The sequence below is a fragment of the Bacillus cereus group sp. BfR-BA-01355 genome (assembly GCF_022663675.1).
GTDB lineage: Bacteria > Bacillota > Bacilli > Bacillales > Bacillaceae_G > Bacillus_A > Bacillus_A thuringiensis_S.
Map to the genome: position 1 here is coordinate 25,448 of NZ_JAKUFY010000024.1, position 13,898 is coordinate 39,345.

Genomic DNA, 13,898 nt, shown 5'->3' on the forward strand with positions numbered 1-13,898 from the left:
GTTATTGCATTTCTAGACACAAAATTAAACAACTTGATTATCACTGCACATGAACTCCGTATCCCTATTCGTTAAAGGTGTAGAAATACTGCCAGATGGAAGTGTCGCTAGAACTGGAACGAACTATAGCGTGAAATTCCAAGAAGCCCATGATGCCTCAAAGGCGAGTATTCAGAGTAGGATCTCGAATTTGGAGAGTGGTGGGGTTAAGGGTACGGGTGATATTGATAATCCTATTAGAACATATCGTGGTGTAGAACTTCAAAATATAGATCCAGTTTATATTGCAGATCAACGTACAGTCGTTGAGATGCCTTTTGTTGGGAAAGGCGAAAAGTACACTAATGCAGAAGGATGGAGACGTGATTTAAAGTATTTTTGGAGTGAACTCCTTGATCGACATCCAGAAGCATTCAGCCCGAATAATAGAGCAATAATAGAAGGTAGGAATCCGTTTACTGATAGTCCTGTTAATGATAAGGTGTTTAGGGAATATTTCTCTCAATATGATGTTAAAGGTGTTAGGGGGGGACAAATTAGTTCATCATCATATTGGTGGAGGTGGACAAGCATTTCCAGTGCCCCAAAAACTACACCCAGGCTCCGGTGGAATTCATAATATAGAAAAAGAGGCAGGAATATGGGGGAAAGATAAAATTTATTCAGAGTTACTACAGAAACTTATTAAGGAGTGATTTCTAATATGAAAGAGGTTATGAAAGACTATTTTGAAAAATTTATAGATAAATGGATGGAGTACAACAAGTCCTTACCGCAAATAGCATGGAATGAAGATGTAGATGAATTTATATATTCGGGTGAAGAAGATGAATATGGATATATTTCTTGGAAACCAATAGAGAAGGGAGTGGAATTTTCCTTTGATGAAATTGAAAGTCAATATAACGTTCAGTTACATGATTCGGTGAAGAAGTATTTCAATTCATATTGGTTTTTAGAATTAACGGGATGGGTTTCTTCTTATAATATTAATTTGCACCCCGTTATTCCAGGGATTGAACCAGATTATTTTATTTCACTTGTCAAAGACTATGCAGAATCTAAAGAGGATATTTTTAAATTTATCCCAATTGGTTTTGAATCAAATGGCATGTTAATAGTGCTAGACAACAATACAGGTGAAATTTTAGTTGAAGATTTTGAATTAAATGAGTATAAACGAATAACTAATAGTTTAGAAAGTCTCATTTCACAATTGAAATTTAAGGATGAACAATAGAAATCTATGGTTGAACTTTAATTACGACAAAGTGTTTAACCTATTTTTGTTTCTTGTGGGAACTGGATTGATTTAGATACAAGTACTGAAATTGTTATGAACTGTATTAATAATGAGAGTCATTTACCTATTCCTGTTAGATTAGCAGATTTAGAAACACATAAAATGAGGAAGAAGTTAATAGGAGAATAAAACAATGTATTCTATATTTATTAAGCAATAACTACAAGTAGAATGCATTTATATAAACTTGTAAGTTTTACCTAGGATTTGTCACAACATGTAAGGCTGTCGAACTGTTACTAAAAAACTTACAAATTTAATACTACTTAAAAACATATAAATTTAAAGCACTTGATTGTCTACTAAAGGCAACAAGTGCTTTTTTAATAGATAAGCATGCTATAAATTTATAAAAATTATTTTTGTGAATTAAGGCTAACCCAAATTACTGGTATTATATAATTGGAAATACATTAGCAAAAGGTGTGGACTCCGTAACCCCATTCGTAAAAGGTGTAGAAATACTGCCAGATGGAAGTGTCGCTAGAACTGGAACGAACTATAGCGGGAAATTCCAAGAAGCCCATGATGCCTCAAAGGCGAGTATTTAGAGTAGGATCTCGAATTTGGAGAGTGGTGGGGTTAAGGGTACGGGTAACGCTGTTCATAGATCTGAAATTGACGAAGTAATTAAAAATAATTACGATAAAGACGGAAATTTGATTAATAGATCAATTGTGCCTAAGGGATATGATAATGTTGAAGATTTCTTAAAACAAGTAGATGATACTACTATCAAAGAATTTGGGTATGATAGTGTTGAAGAGTTTAAATCAGTAGTAGGATATGTTGATGACTTTTTAAACGCTTCACCTAAAAATAATATAATTAATAAAGGATTGGCAGGAGGAACACATGTGCAGGGTGTAGACTATGATGTGTTAGGTTTTCCTATTTTTAAAGGAGATAACTTAAAATTTACGTTAAAATTAAAGGAAGAATATTATGTTATGAAAGATACAGATCAGTTTAAAGAGTGTACAAGGATATTAAAAAAGGCAATTGAAGAAGGTAAAGTATCAAGGGAACTTTTTACTCCACAACAGCTTAATCAGATTGAAAAGGGGAGAGCAAGAATAAAGGGGCTTACTTGGCACCATCATCAGGTTCCTGGAAAGATGCAATTAGTATTAACAGATATTCATGGGGTTAACCATCTTGGTGGAAATAAATTATGGGGAGAGGGTATTAGATGAGAAAAGATTTAGAGTGGGAATATGCTGATGCAGAAGTATCAGAAACTAAGATTAAAGAAATTGGATTACAATTAGGCTTCCAGTTACCTCAAGATTATATTGATTGTGTAAAAATAAATGGAGGTGCGAGTGTATTACCAGAAGAATTTAATGTAGGCAATGTAGAGCGTTGCTTTGGTAGTTTATTTAGTTTTGATGAGGAAAGTAGTGAGTACATTATTAAAAAGTATGAAATATATAAACCTACGCTTCCGCAAAAGATTTTCCCTATTGCAATTGATCCAGCTGGAAATTTAATATGTTTAGATTGTAAAAATAATACAGAAAACCCAATTGTAGTTTTTTGGGAGCATGAGAATGCTGGCGAAAAAGAAATGTTAATGCGTCAAGAAGGTTTAACAGAAGCACAAGTAGAAGAACTGGCAAGAGAAAATGTATTTTATATTGCAGATACATTTACTGATTTTTTAAGTAAATTACACGATTAAAAAATATAATGATGAATGAAAAATAAAGTTTATGTGAAATGGATAGAAAAAATAATAGGGTGTTTGAAAATATATACTCCATGATGGTTGTACCATCATAGAGTAATATGTGCAATGATAGAATAGAAAACGAAGTACGAGTTTAGGCGAGATGATATTTTACATGGCGATGAATATAAACACATGGAATGTATATTAAACTAACGAACTCGTACAAACTCGTAAGTTTTAACGTAGTAGTTGTCACAATATATAAAAGGTGTCAAACTGCACTACAAAAATTACAAAATTATCCATAATTAAAAACATATTAACTTAAAGTACTTGATTGCCGACTAAAGGCAACAAGTGCTTTTTTAATTGAAAGGTATACTATAAATTTATAAAAGTTATTTTTATGAATTAAAGCTAACAGAAACTATTAGTATTATATAATTGAAAATACATTAGCAAAAGGTGTGGACTCCGTAGCCCCATTCGTTAAAGGTGTAGAAATAATGCCAGATGGAAGTGTCGTTAGAACTGGAACGAACTATAGCGGAAAATTCCAAGAAGCCCATGATGCCTCAAAGGCGTGTATTCAGAGTAGGGTCTCGAATTTGGAGAGTGGTGGGGTTAAGGAGACGGGTGAAGGTAGTAATACAAACCCAAACAAAATTAAACTAACTTCAGAACGAGAAAAATACTATTGAATGAAAATAGATGAAGCCAAAGCGCGAGGAGATTATAAGGCAGCAGATGATATTAGATATGATCGTCATTGTGAAGAAACGAAACAACCTTTAGAGCGTAAAGATTGGGAAACTAGGACTGAAAATTTAAGAAAGAGCCAAGAGCGTGGAAGAGAAGAAGAAATAAAAGGGAGAAAAGCCTTGGGAGAACATCTTGATCGCCAATTAGAAGACAATAACGCTGGTGAGGTTGTTACATATACATCTAGTGAAGGGCATCTTACGCGTCCAGATAGTATTGGGCGTAATGATAAGGTTGAAATTGATTTAGTTCATGATCACAAACACAAAATGGGTGAAAAAGAGCAAACTATTCATAACGACAGGCAAATGCGAGCTGAAAGAGAGATGCTCGAAGATAAAAATGGAAGTCATATTGTGACAATATCAAGCGATAAACCTGATTTGAATGGGATTCCTCTTCATCCAAGACCAAGTGGGCCTTTAGGAGAAAAGAGTGAGATTTACTATACTGACCCAAGTAGTGGAAAAGTGACTGATAAATGGGAGGGCAATTCACGTTTACCTGGTGGAGGGCGATGGAAAAAACTATGAATAAAAATTATTATGTGACTATATTTTTCAGTATTAAGGAGGATATACATGAAACCTGATTTTTTCTCAATTACAATGTATCCTACAGTATCGATTAATCAGGAAGAGATACTAGGTCGTCTTTTGAGCGTGTTTGATTCGAATGAAAAATTTGCTCCTACTCATTGGGGTAACAGTGAAACTGTACGGGTAGAATATAATCGTGAGGAAATTCTTGAAAAGGTGATTTTGAAACGTAAAGTATCAGAAGTACATTTGTATCGTGATAAAGCAGTGCACTATAGAGGAAGCTTTAAAGTTAACTGGAGTCATAGGTCATATCTTGAGTTTGAGTTTCATAAATCAATACCTAAAAGTTTATGGTCTGCTTTTTTTGAGTTATCCGATCAAATCGCAGAAATTGTAAAACCACGTTTTGGGGTGTCGCAAATCTTTTGGAAAGCGTCTTATCCATGGAATACAGAACGTGAACGGTTACATATGTGGATGAATATGTCTGCCTTACCTATACCGGTAAGGTTTCTTCCTAACGGTCCTTTGGGGGTAGGCGCTAAAACATATTTGAGTGGTCATATTTTAGACATGTTTGATAAGGAATTATTACTAAATAGCCCAGCTGTCGTATCAGAGCTGGATTGGGGTGGGATTTGTATAGACCTTTTACAAAATCCATTAGAAGCCGATATAGATATGTTACTTGATAGTTGGTTACATGTAATGAAATACTTAGAACCAGCTCAAGTAATGGCCATGCCAAGTTTTCATGAAAGTCGAATGGTTGTAACTTATTCTCCAAATGTTGCTTGGAAGGAGTATCTGGAAAGTTAAATGAAAGGAATTTGTAATTATGGATGAGAAAAATAATGATAGAATAAGAGTCATGGAAATATTAAATAGATCTCAATACAATGATGAAATTATAGATGGGCTAGATATGAGCAATTTAGATCTTACTTTTTCAGATTTGTCAGAGGTGATGGCAGAGGGTATCATGGCAAAACAAGTCCATTTAAGAGCTTCTTCACTAATGAGAGCATCTTTTTTTGATTGTGATTTTGAGTTTGCTGATTTCAGGAGCTGTAATTTAGAGGAAATACATATTGCAGATTGTAGATTTGGTGAAGCTAATTTCTCTAAAGCCAATATGAAATATGCAAAGGTAAATATAAGTAGTTGTTTTGAAACATGTTTTGATGAAGTTGATTTTTCATATGGAGAATTAGTTGGAACGATATTAAATCATGCTACTTTTCGCCATGCAAATTTATCAGGAATCAATGCGGAACAGGCTGATTGTACGGGAACAAATTTCAGCAACGCGAATCTTACAGAAGGTAACTTTGAAAAAGCATATTTAGAAGATGCTAATTTATCAGAAGTAGATGCTAGAAATACAGATTTTACAAACGCAGATTTTACAAACGCAGATTTAACAGGAGCGAACCTTTTAAATGGGAATTTCACAAATGCGAATTTTACCGGTGCCAAGCTAGACAATGTAGTTTGGAAGGGAGCACAGGTAGAAGGAGCCAAGTTTGACGAAAATGTGAAGGAACAAATCTTAAAAATGATTTGATTATTATGGGAAGTATATACATTTGAGCACTTGAAAACCTATTATTGGTAGCGAGTGCTTTTTTCGTAGAGAAATTAGAGATTGCTAAATTAGTGAAAATCAATATAGATTATTTTTAAGGATTATTAGATAGATTAAGTCGGGAATATTATATAATGGAAAGTCCAGAAGCTGTTTCCCTTTGGTTTGGAAATTGTACTAGCGAAATGGTGTTAAGAAAGTATGTAGAAATAAAATATGATAATGAGGGGAACAGGATTTCTTCGCGTTTTATGACTGATTTTCAAATAGATTTCATTGAGTATAACCAAGACTTATTAGAATATACATATAGTGAACATGTTACATCTTCTTTGTCTGAATTACTACAGAATGCTTCGTATTCTGAATCAATTATAAGTGAACTGATAGACTTTTATGGCGAAAGTTTAGAAGAACAATACAATACTGTCATTAGGTTATATGATTTTGAGTATGAAGAACTTGTTGAAGAAGCAAAACTGGATGGTAGAAGCCTGAAGTATATGGGATCGGTAATTTATGAAGATTAGAAGTTTAATGTAATAATAGAGATGGAGTAAAAATGACAATGATACAATTTAATTCTTATCATCAAAAAGTAGAGATTAAGAGAAATTTAGAACTTATGAACTTAGAGCATAAAAAAATTAGAGAGTATGTGAATTTTGATGTATGTTCTTTTGAGCAATTAGATGAATTTCAAGTAGGATACAGCATTGACACCGACGGAAACTCCCTTGTAACCGATGAGGAAGATACTTGGGATGCAAATTGGATTGTTATTGCATATGAAACTATGTGTGGAGATCCAATTATTATTGACTTAAGTGAGGAAGGATACCCTATATCTTCACTCATGCACGGGATGGATAGTTGGAGTGGTGGCGATTTTCTTGCAGATTCCATGGAATCATTTATTAATTTTATGAAAGATATAGGTGATTTTCTAACTGAGAAACAAGTGTTAGAAGGTAAAAGAATGATACTAACTAAAGAATTGGATATATTGTTAAATGAGTTTTTAGAAAGAAATAAATTTACTGATTTTGAAATATGGCTCTCTTTATTAAGTCCATTATTTGATATCGCAGAAGAATATGAGCAAACAATGGAGAGAAAAGTAAAAAAGATGAAGGAAGAAGGAAAGAAAATAACGGAAATTGCCCACATGCTTAATATAAAACCTAAAGAAGTGTATGAGTATATTAAGAAAGTTTAATAATGCCTCTTTACTTTAGCGAGAACAATCAGGCACAATGATGGAGCGATACAGGCAGAAAATGCTCGAATTCTTATAAAGTCGAAACAAAAAATCTGCTGAAGAAGAATCCATTTTGCTCAATCTTTTTTCAAAATGGATTCTTTTTATTTATTGTAAAACTGAGGATTGAGAGTTGTTTTTGATTAGAATTTATTTCGAAGCGAGGGCAATGGGGTTCCGAGGCAGCTCTGCATGAGTAAAGATACTTACAAAAAATCAATGAAATTCAAAAGAATATCCATAAGTGAATACAGTATGGAGAATGGGAACGAAGGACGACGGACGCGGAAGGTGGCTACAGGGATGAAGTATGGTGAAAATACTAAGTTAGTTGAGGAAGTAGAAAGAGACCTTGAGATGTGTGCACTAAATCGTTTAGTAAATGGAAAAGTGGATAATTTTTATGAAAAGGTATTTAAGGTGTATAAAATGGGAGGATGGCCTTGTGGATGGAAAGGTGAGTACATGGAAGGGAAAATGATTATCTACTTACCAAATGAAAAATGAAGGCTTACATACCGACATACTTTATGATTTAATGAACTCTATTGTGAAACGATTATAGAGAGATGACAGGCAATACGTTTAAATATCTTGATAGTTTAGGAGGGATTATTAAATGATTAATCTATCTAATATTCCAGATTTGATAGAAAAGTCGGCAGCGAGTGATATTGAAATTCAAGCAGTAGAAAATCGCATGAATGTTACATTACCTAATGTATATAAGGGATTATTGAGATGTTCAAATGGCTTTTCAATAGGTGGTGGGTTACTTATTTATGGTACGGAGCATATTGCAGAAAGGAACGAGGTTTGGGAAGTAGGTGAGTATGCGAGGGGGTATGTCTCAATTGGTGATGACGGTGGGGGTAATGTATTTTTAATGGCTCAACATGCAGAGGAAAAAGAGGTGGTAGTAATTGATTCTGGGGACATGAATCCAAGCCATGCTACTGTGATTACCGCTGATTTTAAAAAATGGGTGAATAGTGGTTGTGTAAGTGAAATAGAACAGAAAACAATACATAAGTCATCTGATATTTGTAATATAGTGTTAGTGAAAACTCCTAATGAAGGTTTGAAAGATTTAATAAGAATAAAGAACGTATTAGGGCTTGAGATTTCCGCAATTGATTTGCTAAAGGGTTCAAAAAATCTTCCTTATATATTAGTAGAGAGATTTCCATATGGGAAGGCGAAAAAACTCATTGGAAAATTAGCAATTGATAGTACTATACTGAGTATAGAAACGGCTGGAAAAAACAGTTAATATTAGAAGGTAACTTTCATATGATTAGAGAAATCGATATGGACCCAAGAGAGTAAACAGGGAGAGTTAAAAATGATAATAAATGATGCAGTTTTTGGTGAGATGGCTATTGTTGAGTACTTATTTGATAATGGTGCAATATTAGATGTTAGTGATCCAAATAGAAATTCACTATTCTCAGCAATTTATGATAGGCATTTTAGTATTGTAAAGAATGGTATTGATACTACTGTAAAGTATACAGGGGATACTATGAAAGATTATAAAAGATATGGGAGCTTATGAATTTGCTACTGAAAGAGGACAAAAAATTGCTGAATATTTAAAAATGTACACTTGAGGTCATATATTGAGGTAATAGAAAAGCGTGGAACCCCTACATATAATGAATGTTTCAGGTTTGTTCCTTTTCTTGGGTTAAGCGGATTATAAAGGTTGAAAACTTAGGATCATATTAATTTAATTATCCAATTCATTTAAAAGGGGAAATTTATATGGACTATCAATCTGAGGTTAAGAGATTATATAGTTGTAGATTTTTAAAAAATCAATCGGAATGTGAAGAGTTTGACAGTGTATTAGAAAACTTAGCAGATTGTACTGATAAGGAACTTATTCAAGAGTTGTGTATAGTATTTGAGGATGAAACACAAGCGGAAGAGGTTATGTTTGGTCTAGTTCATTTTATTGAAAGTTTTGAAATGGGAAAATATTTAACAGAGATGCCTAAAGCTTTACCAAAAATGGTTGAGAGTGCAAAAGAGTGGGCAATGCTACTAAACATAAGAATTTTAAATAATGATTTATATAGAAGTGAGTATGCTAAAGTACTTGTAGGAATGAATAATGATATACAACTAACGATAATTAATTTACTTAATGAAATTATTGCTGATAACCCTAAAAGATTTGAGAGGACTGCCAATGAGGTTCTTAGTCAATTACAAGAAGTTCATAAAAATAAATAAGACTTGTAGAACTACTGTATTATAGATAAAACTAAGAACACCCTAGCGAAGAGCTAGGGTGTTTGTGTTATATAGTTTCACCATATGCTTCCGAATTAGGAGCAGGAGTAATCAAGGAACCTTTTGTAGCGTTTCCTATAATAGAATGTAGGTGTTTAACGTTTAAATATAGGAAGAAAAACAATTAAGCTTTTATTTTATTTAAAATGGATACTTTATTAGTAGTGAATAGTAAATAATTTTGCTTTACTGTCTTAATTAAAATACGATCAGTTGTACCATATGCTGTTCCAATTCGGATTGCGCTTTTTTCTTCAACACCAGCATATGTATTATCTTCCATTACCTCAGTGATTTCACATAATGGAATATGAATTTTAGAGAATTGCCATGAAATAATTAGTTCATCTTTTGTTTTTTTAACATGAATACCTAACATGTTACCAGAACCTTTCTATAATAAAATTTTACTCTTGCTATTTTATTATACGAATTTATAGATAATATTTCTATTTTTTTACAGGTGGTATATAATTTCATTCCTATTATAACGAATTCTACAATAGAAAACAGAACGTATATTTGGTATAATCGAAATATACTATATGAAACGATGTACATGAGTTTGAGATTTATGAAAAAAGGTAAGTAATACATAATAATACATACGCTATAGGATTCAGTTCATGTTATACAAATCAATCGTTAGAAAGGAAAAGAAGTATGAATCAAATTTCATTCGAAGATTTATTTGAAGAAGAAAACAAACCAGAAAAGGTGGAGGTAGCTGAGGTTCCCGTACCTTTATCGCCCTTACAAAAGGATATTTTAGAATTAATTAATTCTGAAGAAATAAGTGCACTTGAGTTATGCGAACAATTAATACGAGCTGGTAAAATATCAGATGAAAGATTCACAACGAATAAGCCTAAAGCATATGGGCAAGTATGCTTACTATTAGAAGGTTTTGTTAAAGAAGAAAAGCTTATTTTTGTCAAAAGTGATGAGAAAAGAGATAGAGTATATAAATTGAAAGAAGAAGATTCTAACGAATAAAATGTGTAAAGTATAGTAATAAAATAAGGAAGTCCTCATATTTGTGTTGAAAGATTATTTTCACATAAGCGTGGGGATTTTTTGGAGGGAGGATGTATGAAAGATTGGGAGTATAATGAATTATTTCATGCAATTCGGGAGGCGTATGAAGAGTTATTAGATGAAGAGAGAGGGTATCGATATGCTATAGCAAAACTAGCGGATGAATTTGATAATGTAGGAAAGATTGAAGATGTTATCGTTGATACTGCCATAGGAGAAATAGCAGTCAATCATCATTTGGTTTTTGCTGGGCGTATTAAAGGTATAACAAAGAGGCTAAGTATGTTTAACCTTCAAGAAGCAGAAGGTGAATTGACAGTAGAGGAAATAAAAGATTTATCGATAAGAATAAATAATGTAATAGAAGGATTAAAAAATGTAAAGGTTGCTTATAAATCTTCGATTGAATAGTTCATGGAGACATAGTTAGACAAGAGAACAGAAATATAGGAGGTGATGTTATGGAGGAGAAAAGTATAAATAAAAAAATAAGAAATGCTATTAAGCTTGGTGATATTAATGAAGTAAAACGTCTAATAGGTGATAATCTAGAATTTTTACATTCAATGACACCATTTGGTACGTGGTTGCATGTTGCAGCAAAGAAAGGGCATATCGAAATTGTTGAGTATTTGATTAATAAAGGGATAGATATGAATGCTAGAGACGGTACATTTGATGCTTCTGCATTAAATTTGTCCGCAGGAGCAGGACATTTGGAAATAGTAAAATATTTAGTAGACTCTGGTGCCGAATTGGATGTAAGTTTAGCAAAAAGAAATCCACTATTTGGAGCAATTTATGGCGGACATAAAGAAGTAGTTGAGTTACTAGTTGAAAAAGGAATAGATATTTCAATTAGATACACTGGAGAAAACTTTAAGAATATGAATGCTTATGAATATGCTGAAGAATTCGGACAAACAGAAATTGCTGCATACATAAAGCGTAAGATGGATAAGAGATAATAAAGATTGTAAAAGGGATAAGACTAAGAATAAAGAGATTAATAGGGGCAGTGTTTAATGATTGTGATTTTGAACTGGCTGACTTTAGAAGTTGTAATGGTATTGCCTTATTAATATTGTAAAGGGGTATGAACATGACAAATAGAAATGATGCATATGGAGGGTTTATTGTATCTAGAAATGTTTTGAATGGAGTACCTATTCGATATAGTTTTCGAGAAGAAAGTTCTATTCCTCAATTAAATGGTTGGAACATCTTTTCAGAAGTGGATGATGATGAATATGTAAACAATCCAAAAAACTTTTGCATAATTAATGCAGAATCAATGTCTTTAATTGCACCTCAAATGCTAGAAATATTTGAAGCACCATATGGAACAGACCTTTTTTGGGTATATGAAGATAATGTACATGTTGGTTTTTACGATTTAGTGAAAGACTGTATGACAGATATAAATAAGATTTTAAATGTAATTTATTAAGGTCTCTTATAACTGTTTTAGATGTGTAGTAATTAATTGAGGAAATTCAGAGGGATGGTGCGAGATGAATAAAGTGGAATGGAGATTACCAGATAAGCCTATATTGCGAGAAAATGTAAAGAATGTGGAAGAGGAGTTGGGCATTCATTTCCCTTTAGATTATATAGAATGTGTAATGGAGAATAACGGAGCACATGTTAGCCCAGAAGTATTTGAAGTTGAGGGGAAGAGAAAAGTTTTTGGTACATTACTAACTTATGATATGGATGATGATGAAAATATTATTGAGGTGTTCTATGACTACAATGACACATTACCGAGTGAATTGGTGCCATTCGTATTTGATCCAGCAGGAAATTTAATTTGCTTTGATTATAAAAATCATGAAGAAGATCCAATTGTCGTTTTTTGGGAACATGAGGGAGCATGGGAAAAGGAAACTTTGATGGAAAGTGAAGGGATTACAGAAGAAGCAGCAGAGGAAAGAGCAAGAGAAAATGTATTCTATATTGCTAATAATTTTACGGAGTTTTTAAATAAGTTACATGATTAATATTGTAAAGGATTCAAACTTATCTGGCAGTGATAAATGAAAATAGTTACATAACCTCGTTCCTAATAAAAAGGGGGGGATTAAAATGAAACCGAATTATTTTACAATCGCAATGTATCCGACTGTAGCATTTAACGAAGAAGAGATATTAAATCGTCTTCTAGATGTATTTGAATCAAACGAAAAATCCGCTTCTACTCATTGGGGAAACTGTGAAACGGTGCAGGTAGAATATAATCGCCAAGAAATCATAGAAAAAGTAATTTCGGAGCGTAGAGTATCTGAAGTTCACCTCTATCGTGATAAACAGTGCACTATTAACTCTACATCAGTAGAGTTAATAAATTATTTAAATAAAAAACTGTTAATAAACAACGAGAATTAATGACGGGTTATATTCACTTAAGAATATAACCCTATTTATTAGAACCAGTAGTATATAAGGAGATTATTCTACGAGTTATATACAAATATTAGACGAGGAATATTTGACGTTGTAAAAGAAAAAATATTGACTCTTATATCATTATTAATGTTGTCCTCAATTCTCCTCATGTAGCACTTGAAAATCAGTAACAAGTGAAACAATTTTTCCTGCTTCATCGATTCCCCAATAGGAAGGATAAAATCCATCTCCATAACCTGAACGGAATATAATGATATTACTTCCTGTTTCCTCACACACCACGCAATTTCCCCAATCTTCATCATGTTCTGTTAGTATGTCATCTATAAGATCATCATACAAACTAGTAAATTCTTCTCCTAGTTCTTGTTGTAACCTATCTTCTATTTCTTCTAACTTATCAATTGCTTCAACATCTGCAAAGCACCCTAAGCCTGTATCAACTGGGTAACCAAAAATATATCCGTCTTCCAGTTCACTGACATTTTGTCCTGGTTTTGTTGCCATCTTCCATCTTACCGCTTTTGACTCCGACAATTTCAATTCGGCACCAGCAATGACTCCATCTTCCTTATGCCACCAAGCAACAATTGGATATGTACCTGGCTGAATTGTTTGTTCGAAGTGATTTTCATTAAAAATAAGAGGATCACAAGCAACAATTTTACCTGAAGTAACTTTCAACTGTTCTAGTGCTTCGGAACGCAGGGCCTCACTATCCGGTTTAGATAATTCACGTAATAACTTTGACATAATGTTTCTCTCCCTTTCCTTTTAAAATATTTGTTGGTGCTGCCTCCCATATATTTTTACATGAGTTACATTTGTGTTCTGTGGTATTTCTAGTGCCTTTGTATGTTCCTATAACTTCGATATTATCGCCATGAACTTCTAAAACCTGTGCGGCATATCGTACCCGCGTTTTTCTAATAGTTCCGCAACATATTCTTCATGCGTTTTACGTTTTCGGATATATTGCCCCGTACAAGGGTAGATAGAACAAACCTTTATAAATATAA

Annotated in this window: 16 protein-coding genes and 6 pseudogenes; 20 read left to right on the forward strand and 2 right to left on the reverse strand. The window is 33.0% G+C overall.

Going from position 1 to position 13,898, the window contains the following annotated elements; genetic code table 11:
* Window positions 1–49: 49 nt before the first annotated feature.
* From MR167_RS32940 to MR167_RS10800, 14 genes and pseudogenes are all read left to right on the forward strand, one after another.
* Window positions 50–695: pseudogene (locus MR167_RS32940) on the forward strand (hypothetical protein).
* Between the two features lie 8 nt (window positions 696–703).
* Window positions 704–1,240: a SecY-interacting protein Syd gene (locus MR167_RS10735; protein ID WP_242314567.1), complete on the forward strand. Its 537-nt coding sequence runs from the start codon at window positions 704–706 to the stop codon at window positions 1,238–1,240.
* Window positions 1,241–1,279: 39 nt separating this feature from the next.
* Window positions 1,280–1,432, forward strand: a pseudogene (locus MR167_RS33325) (endonuclease V); the annotation flags it as partial.
* Between the two features lie 281 nt (window positions 1,433–1,713).
* Window positions 1,714–2,499: pseudogene (locus MR167_RS10745) on the forward strand (HNH endonuclease); the annotation flags it as partial.
* Window positions 2,496–2,987, forward strand: a complete 492-nt coding sequence (locus MR167_RS10750) for an SMI1/KNR4 family protein (RefSeq protein WP_242314569.1) — start codon at window positions 2,496–2,498, stop codon at window positions 2,985–2,987. The pseudogene MR167_RS10745 and the gene MR167_RS10750, both read left to right, overlap by 4 nt.
* 458 nt (window positions 2,988–3,445) lie before the next feature.
* A pseudogene (locus MR167_RS10760) lies at window positions 3,446–4,273 on the forward strand (ADP-ribosyltransferase).
* A 48-nt stretch (window positions 4,274–4,321) separates the two neighbouring features.
* Window positions 4,322–5,101, forward strand: coding sequence for a hypothetical protein (locus tag MR167_RS10765; protein ID WP_242314572.1), 780 nt, complete (start codon window positions 4,322–4,324; stop codon window positions 5,099–5,101).
* 19 nt (window positions 5,102–5,120) lie between these two features.
* A complete protein-coding gene (locus MR167_RS10770) occupies window positions 5,121–5,849 on the forward strand; it encodes a pentapeptide repeat-containing protein (protein WP_242314574.1) in 729 nt (242 codons plus the stop codon).
* 155 nt (window positions 5,850–6,004) lie between these two features.
* Complete coding sequence (locus MR167_RS10775) at window positions 6,005–6,400, forward strand: immunity 22 family protein (RefSeq protein ID WP_242314575.1); 396 nt, start codon at window positions 6,005–6,007, stop codon at window positions 6,398–6,400.
* Between the two features lie 32 nt (window positions 6,401–6,432).
* Entirely contained in the window at window positions 6,433–7,089 is a 657-nt protein-coding gene (locus MR167_RS10780) for an SMI1/KNR4 family protein (RefSeq protein ID WP_242314577.1), read from the forward strand.
* Window positions 7,090–7,434: 345 nt separating this feature from the next.
* Window positions 7,435–7,638, forward strand: coding sequence for a hypothetical protein (locus MR167_RS10785; RefSeq protein WP_000873537.1), 204 nt, complete (start codon window positions 7,435–7,437; stop codon window positions 7,636–7,638).
* A 112-nt stretch (window positions 7,639–7,750) separates the two neighbouring features.
* Window positions 7,751–8,404 (forward strand): SMI1/KNR4 family protein, encoded by a 654-nt coding sequence (locus tag MR167_RS10790; RefSeq protein ID WP_242314579.1) that lies wholly within the window; start codon window positions 7,751–7,753, stop codon window positions 8,402–8,404.
* Between the two features lie 87 nt (window positions 8,405–8,491).
* A pseudogene (locus MR167_RS10795) lies at window positions 8,492–8,744 on the forward strand (ankyrin repeat domain-containing protein); the annotation flags it as partial.
* A gap of 154 nt (window positions 8,745–8,898) precedes the next feature.
* Window positions 8,899–9,372, forward strand: coding sequence for an Imm30 family immunity protein (locus MR167_RS10800; RefSeq protein WP_242314581.1), 474 nt, complete (start codon window positions 8,899–8,901; stop codon window positions 9,370–9,372).
* A 184-nt stretch (window positions 9,373–9,556) separates the two neighbouring features.
* Here MR167_RS10800 and MR167_RS10805 read toward each other — a convergent pair whose 3' ends face one another.
* A complete protein-coding gene (locus MR167_RS10805) occupies window positions 9,557–9,811 on the reverse strand; it encodes a SunI/YnzG family protein (RefSeq protein ID WP_242314583.1) in 255 nt (84 codons plus the stop codon).
* Between the two features lie 284 nt (window positions 9,812–10,095).
* On the opposite strand from MR167_RS10805, the gene MR167_RS10810 reads away from it, so the two are divergent.
* The 6 genes and pseudogenes from MR167_RS10810 to MR167_RS10835 all read left to right on the forward strand — a co-directional run.
* Complete coding sequence (locus MR167_RS10810; RefSeq protein ID WP_088084518.1) at window positions 10,096–10,428, forward strand: DUF3895 domain-containing protein; 333 nt, start codon at window positions 10,096–10,098, stop codon at window positions 10,426–10,428.
* Window positions 10,429–10,524: 96 nt separating this feature from the next.
* Complete coding sequence (locus MR167_RS10815) at window positions 10,525–10,881, forward strand: Imm3 family immunity protein (RefSeq protein ID WP_242314585.1); 357 nt, start codon at window positions 10,525–10,527, stop codon at window positions 10,879–10,881.
* Between the two features lie 50 nt (window positions 10,882–10,931).
* On the forward strand, window positions 10,932–11,438 hold the full coding sequence (locus MR167_RS10820; protein WP_242314587.1) for an ankyrin repeat domain-containing protein: 507 nt from the start codon (window positions 10,932–10,934) through the stop codon (window positions 11,436–11,438).
* A gap of 134 nt (window positions 11,439–11,572) precedes the next feature.
* Window positions 11,573–11,920: a DUF2185 domain-containing protein gene (locus MR167_RS10825; RefSeq protein ID WP_242314589.1), complete on the forward strand. Its 348-nt coding sequence runs from the start codon at window positions 11,573–11,575 to the stop codon at window positions 11,918–11,920.
* Between the two features lie 64 nt (window positions 11,921–11,984).
* Entirely contained in the window at window positions 11,985–12,473 is a 489-nt protein-coding gene (locus tag MR167_RS10830; RefSeq protein ID WP_242314591.1) for an SMI1/KNR4 family protein, read from the forward strand.
* 85 nt (window positions 12,474–12,558) lie between these two features.
* Window positions 12,559–12,780, forward strand: a pseudogene (locus MR167_RS10835) (hypothetical protein); the annotation flags it as partial.
* A 234-nt stretch (window positions 12,781–13,014) separates the two neighbouring features.
* Here MR167_RS10835 and MR167_RS10840 read toward each other — a convergent pair.
* Window positions 13,015–13,632 carry a DUF4241 domain-containing protein gene (locus MR167_RS10840; protein WP_242314593.1) on the reverse strand — a complete coding sequence of 206 codons (618 nt, stop codon included), beginning with the start codon at window positions 13,630–13,632 and terminating at the stop codon, window positions 13,015–13,017.
* Window positions 13,633–13,898 lie beyond the last annotated feature (266 nt).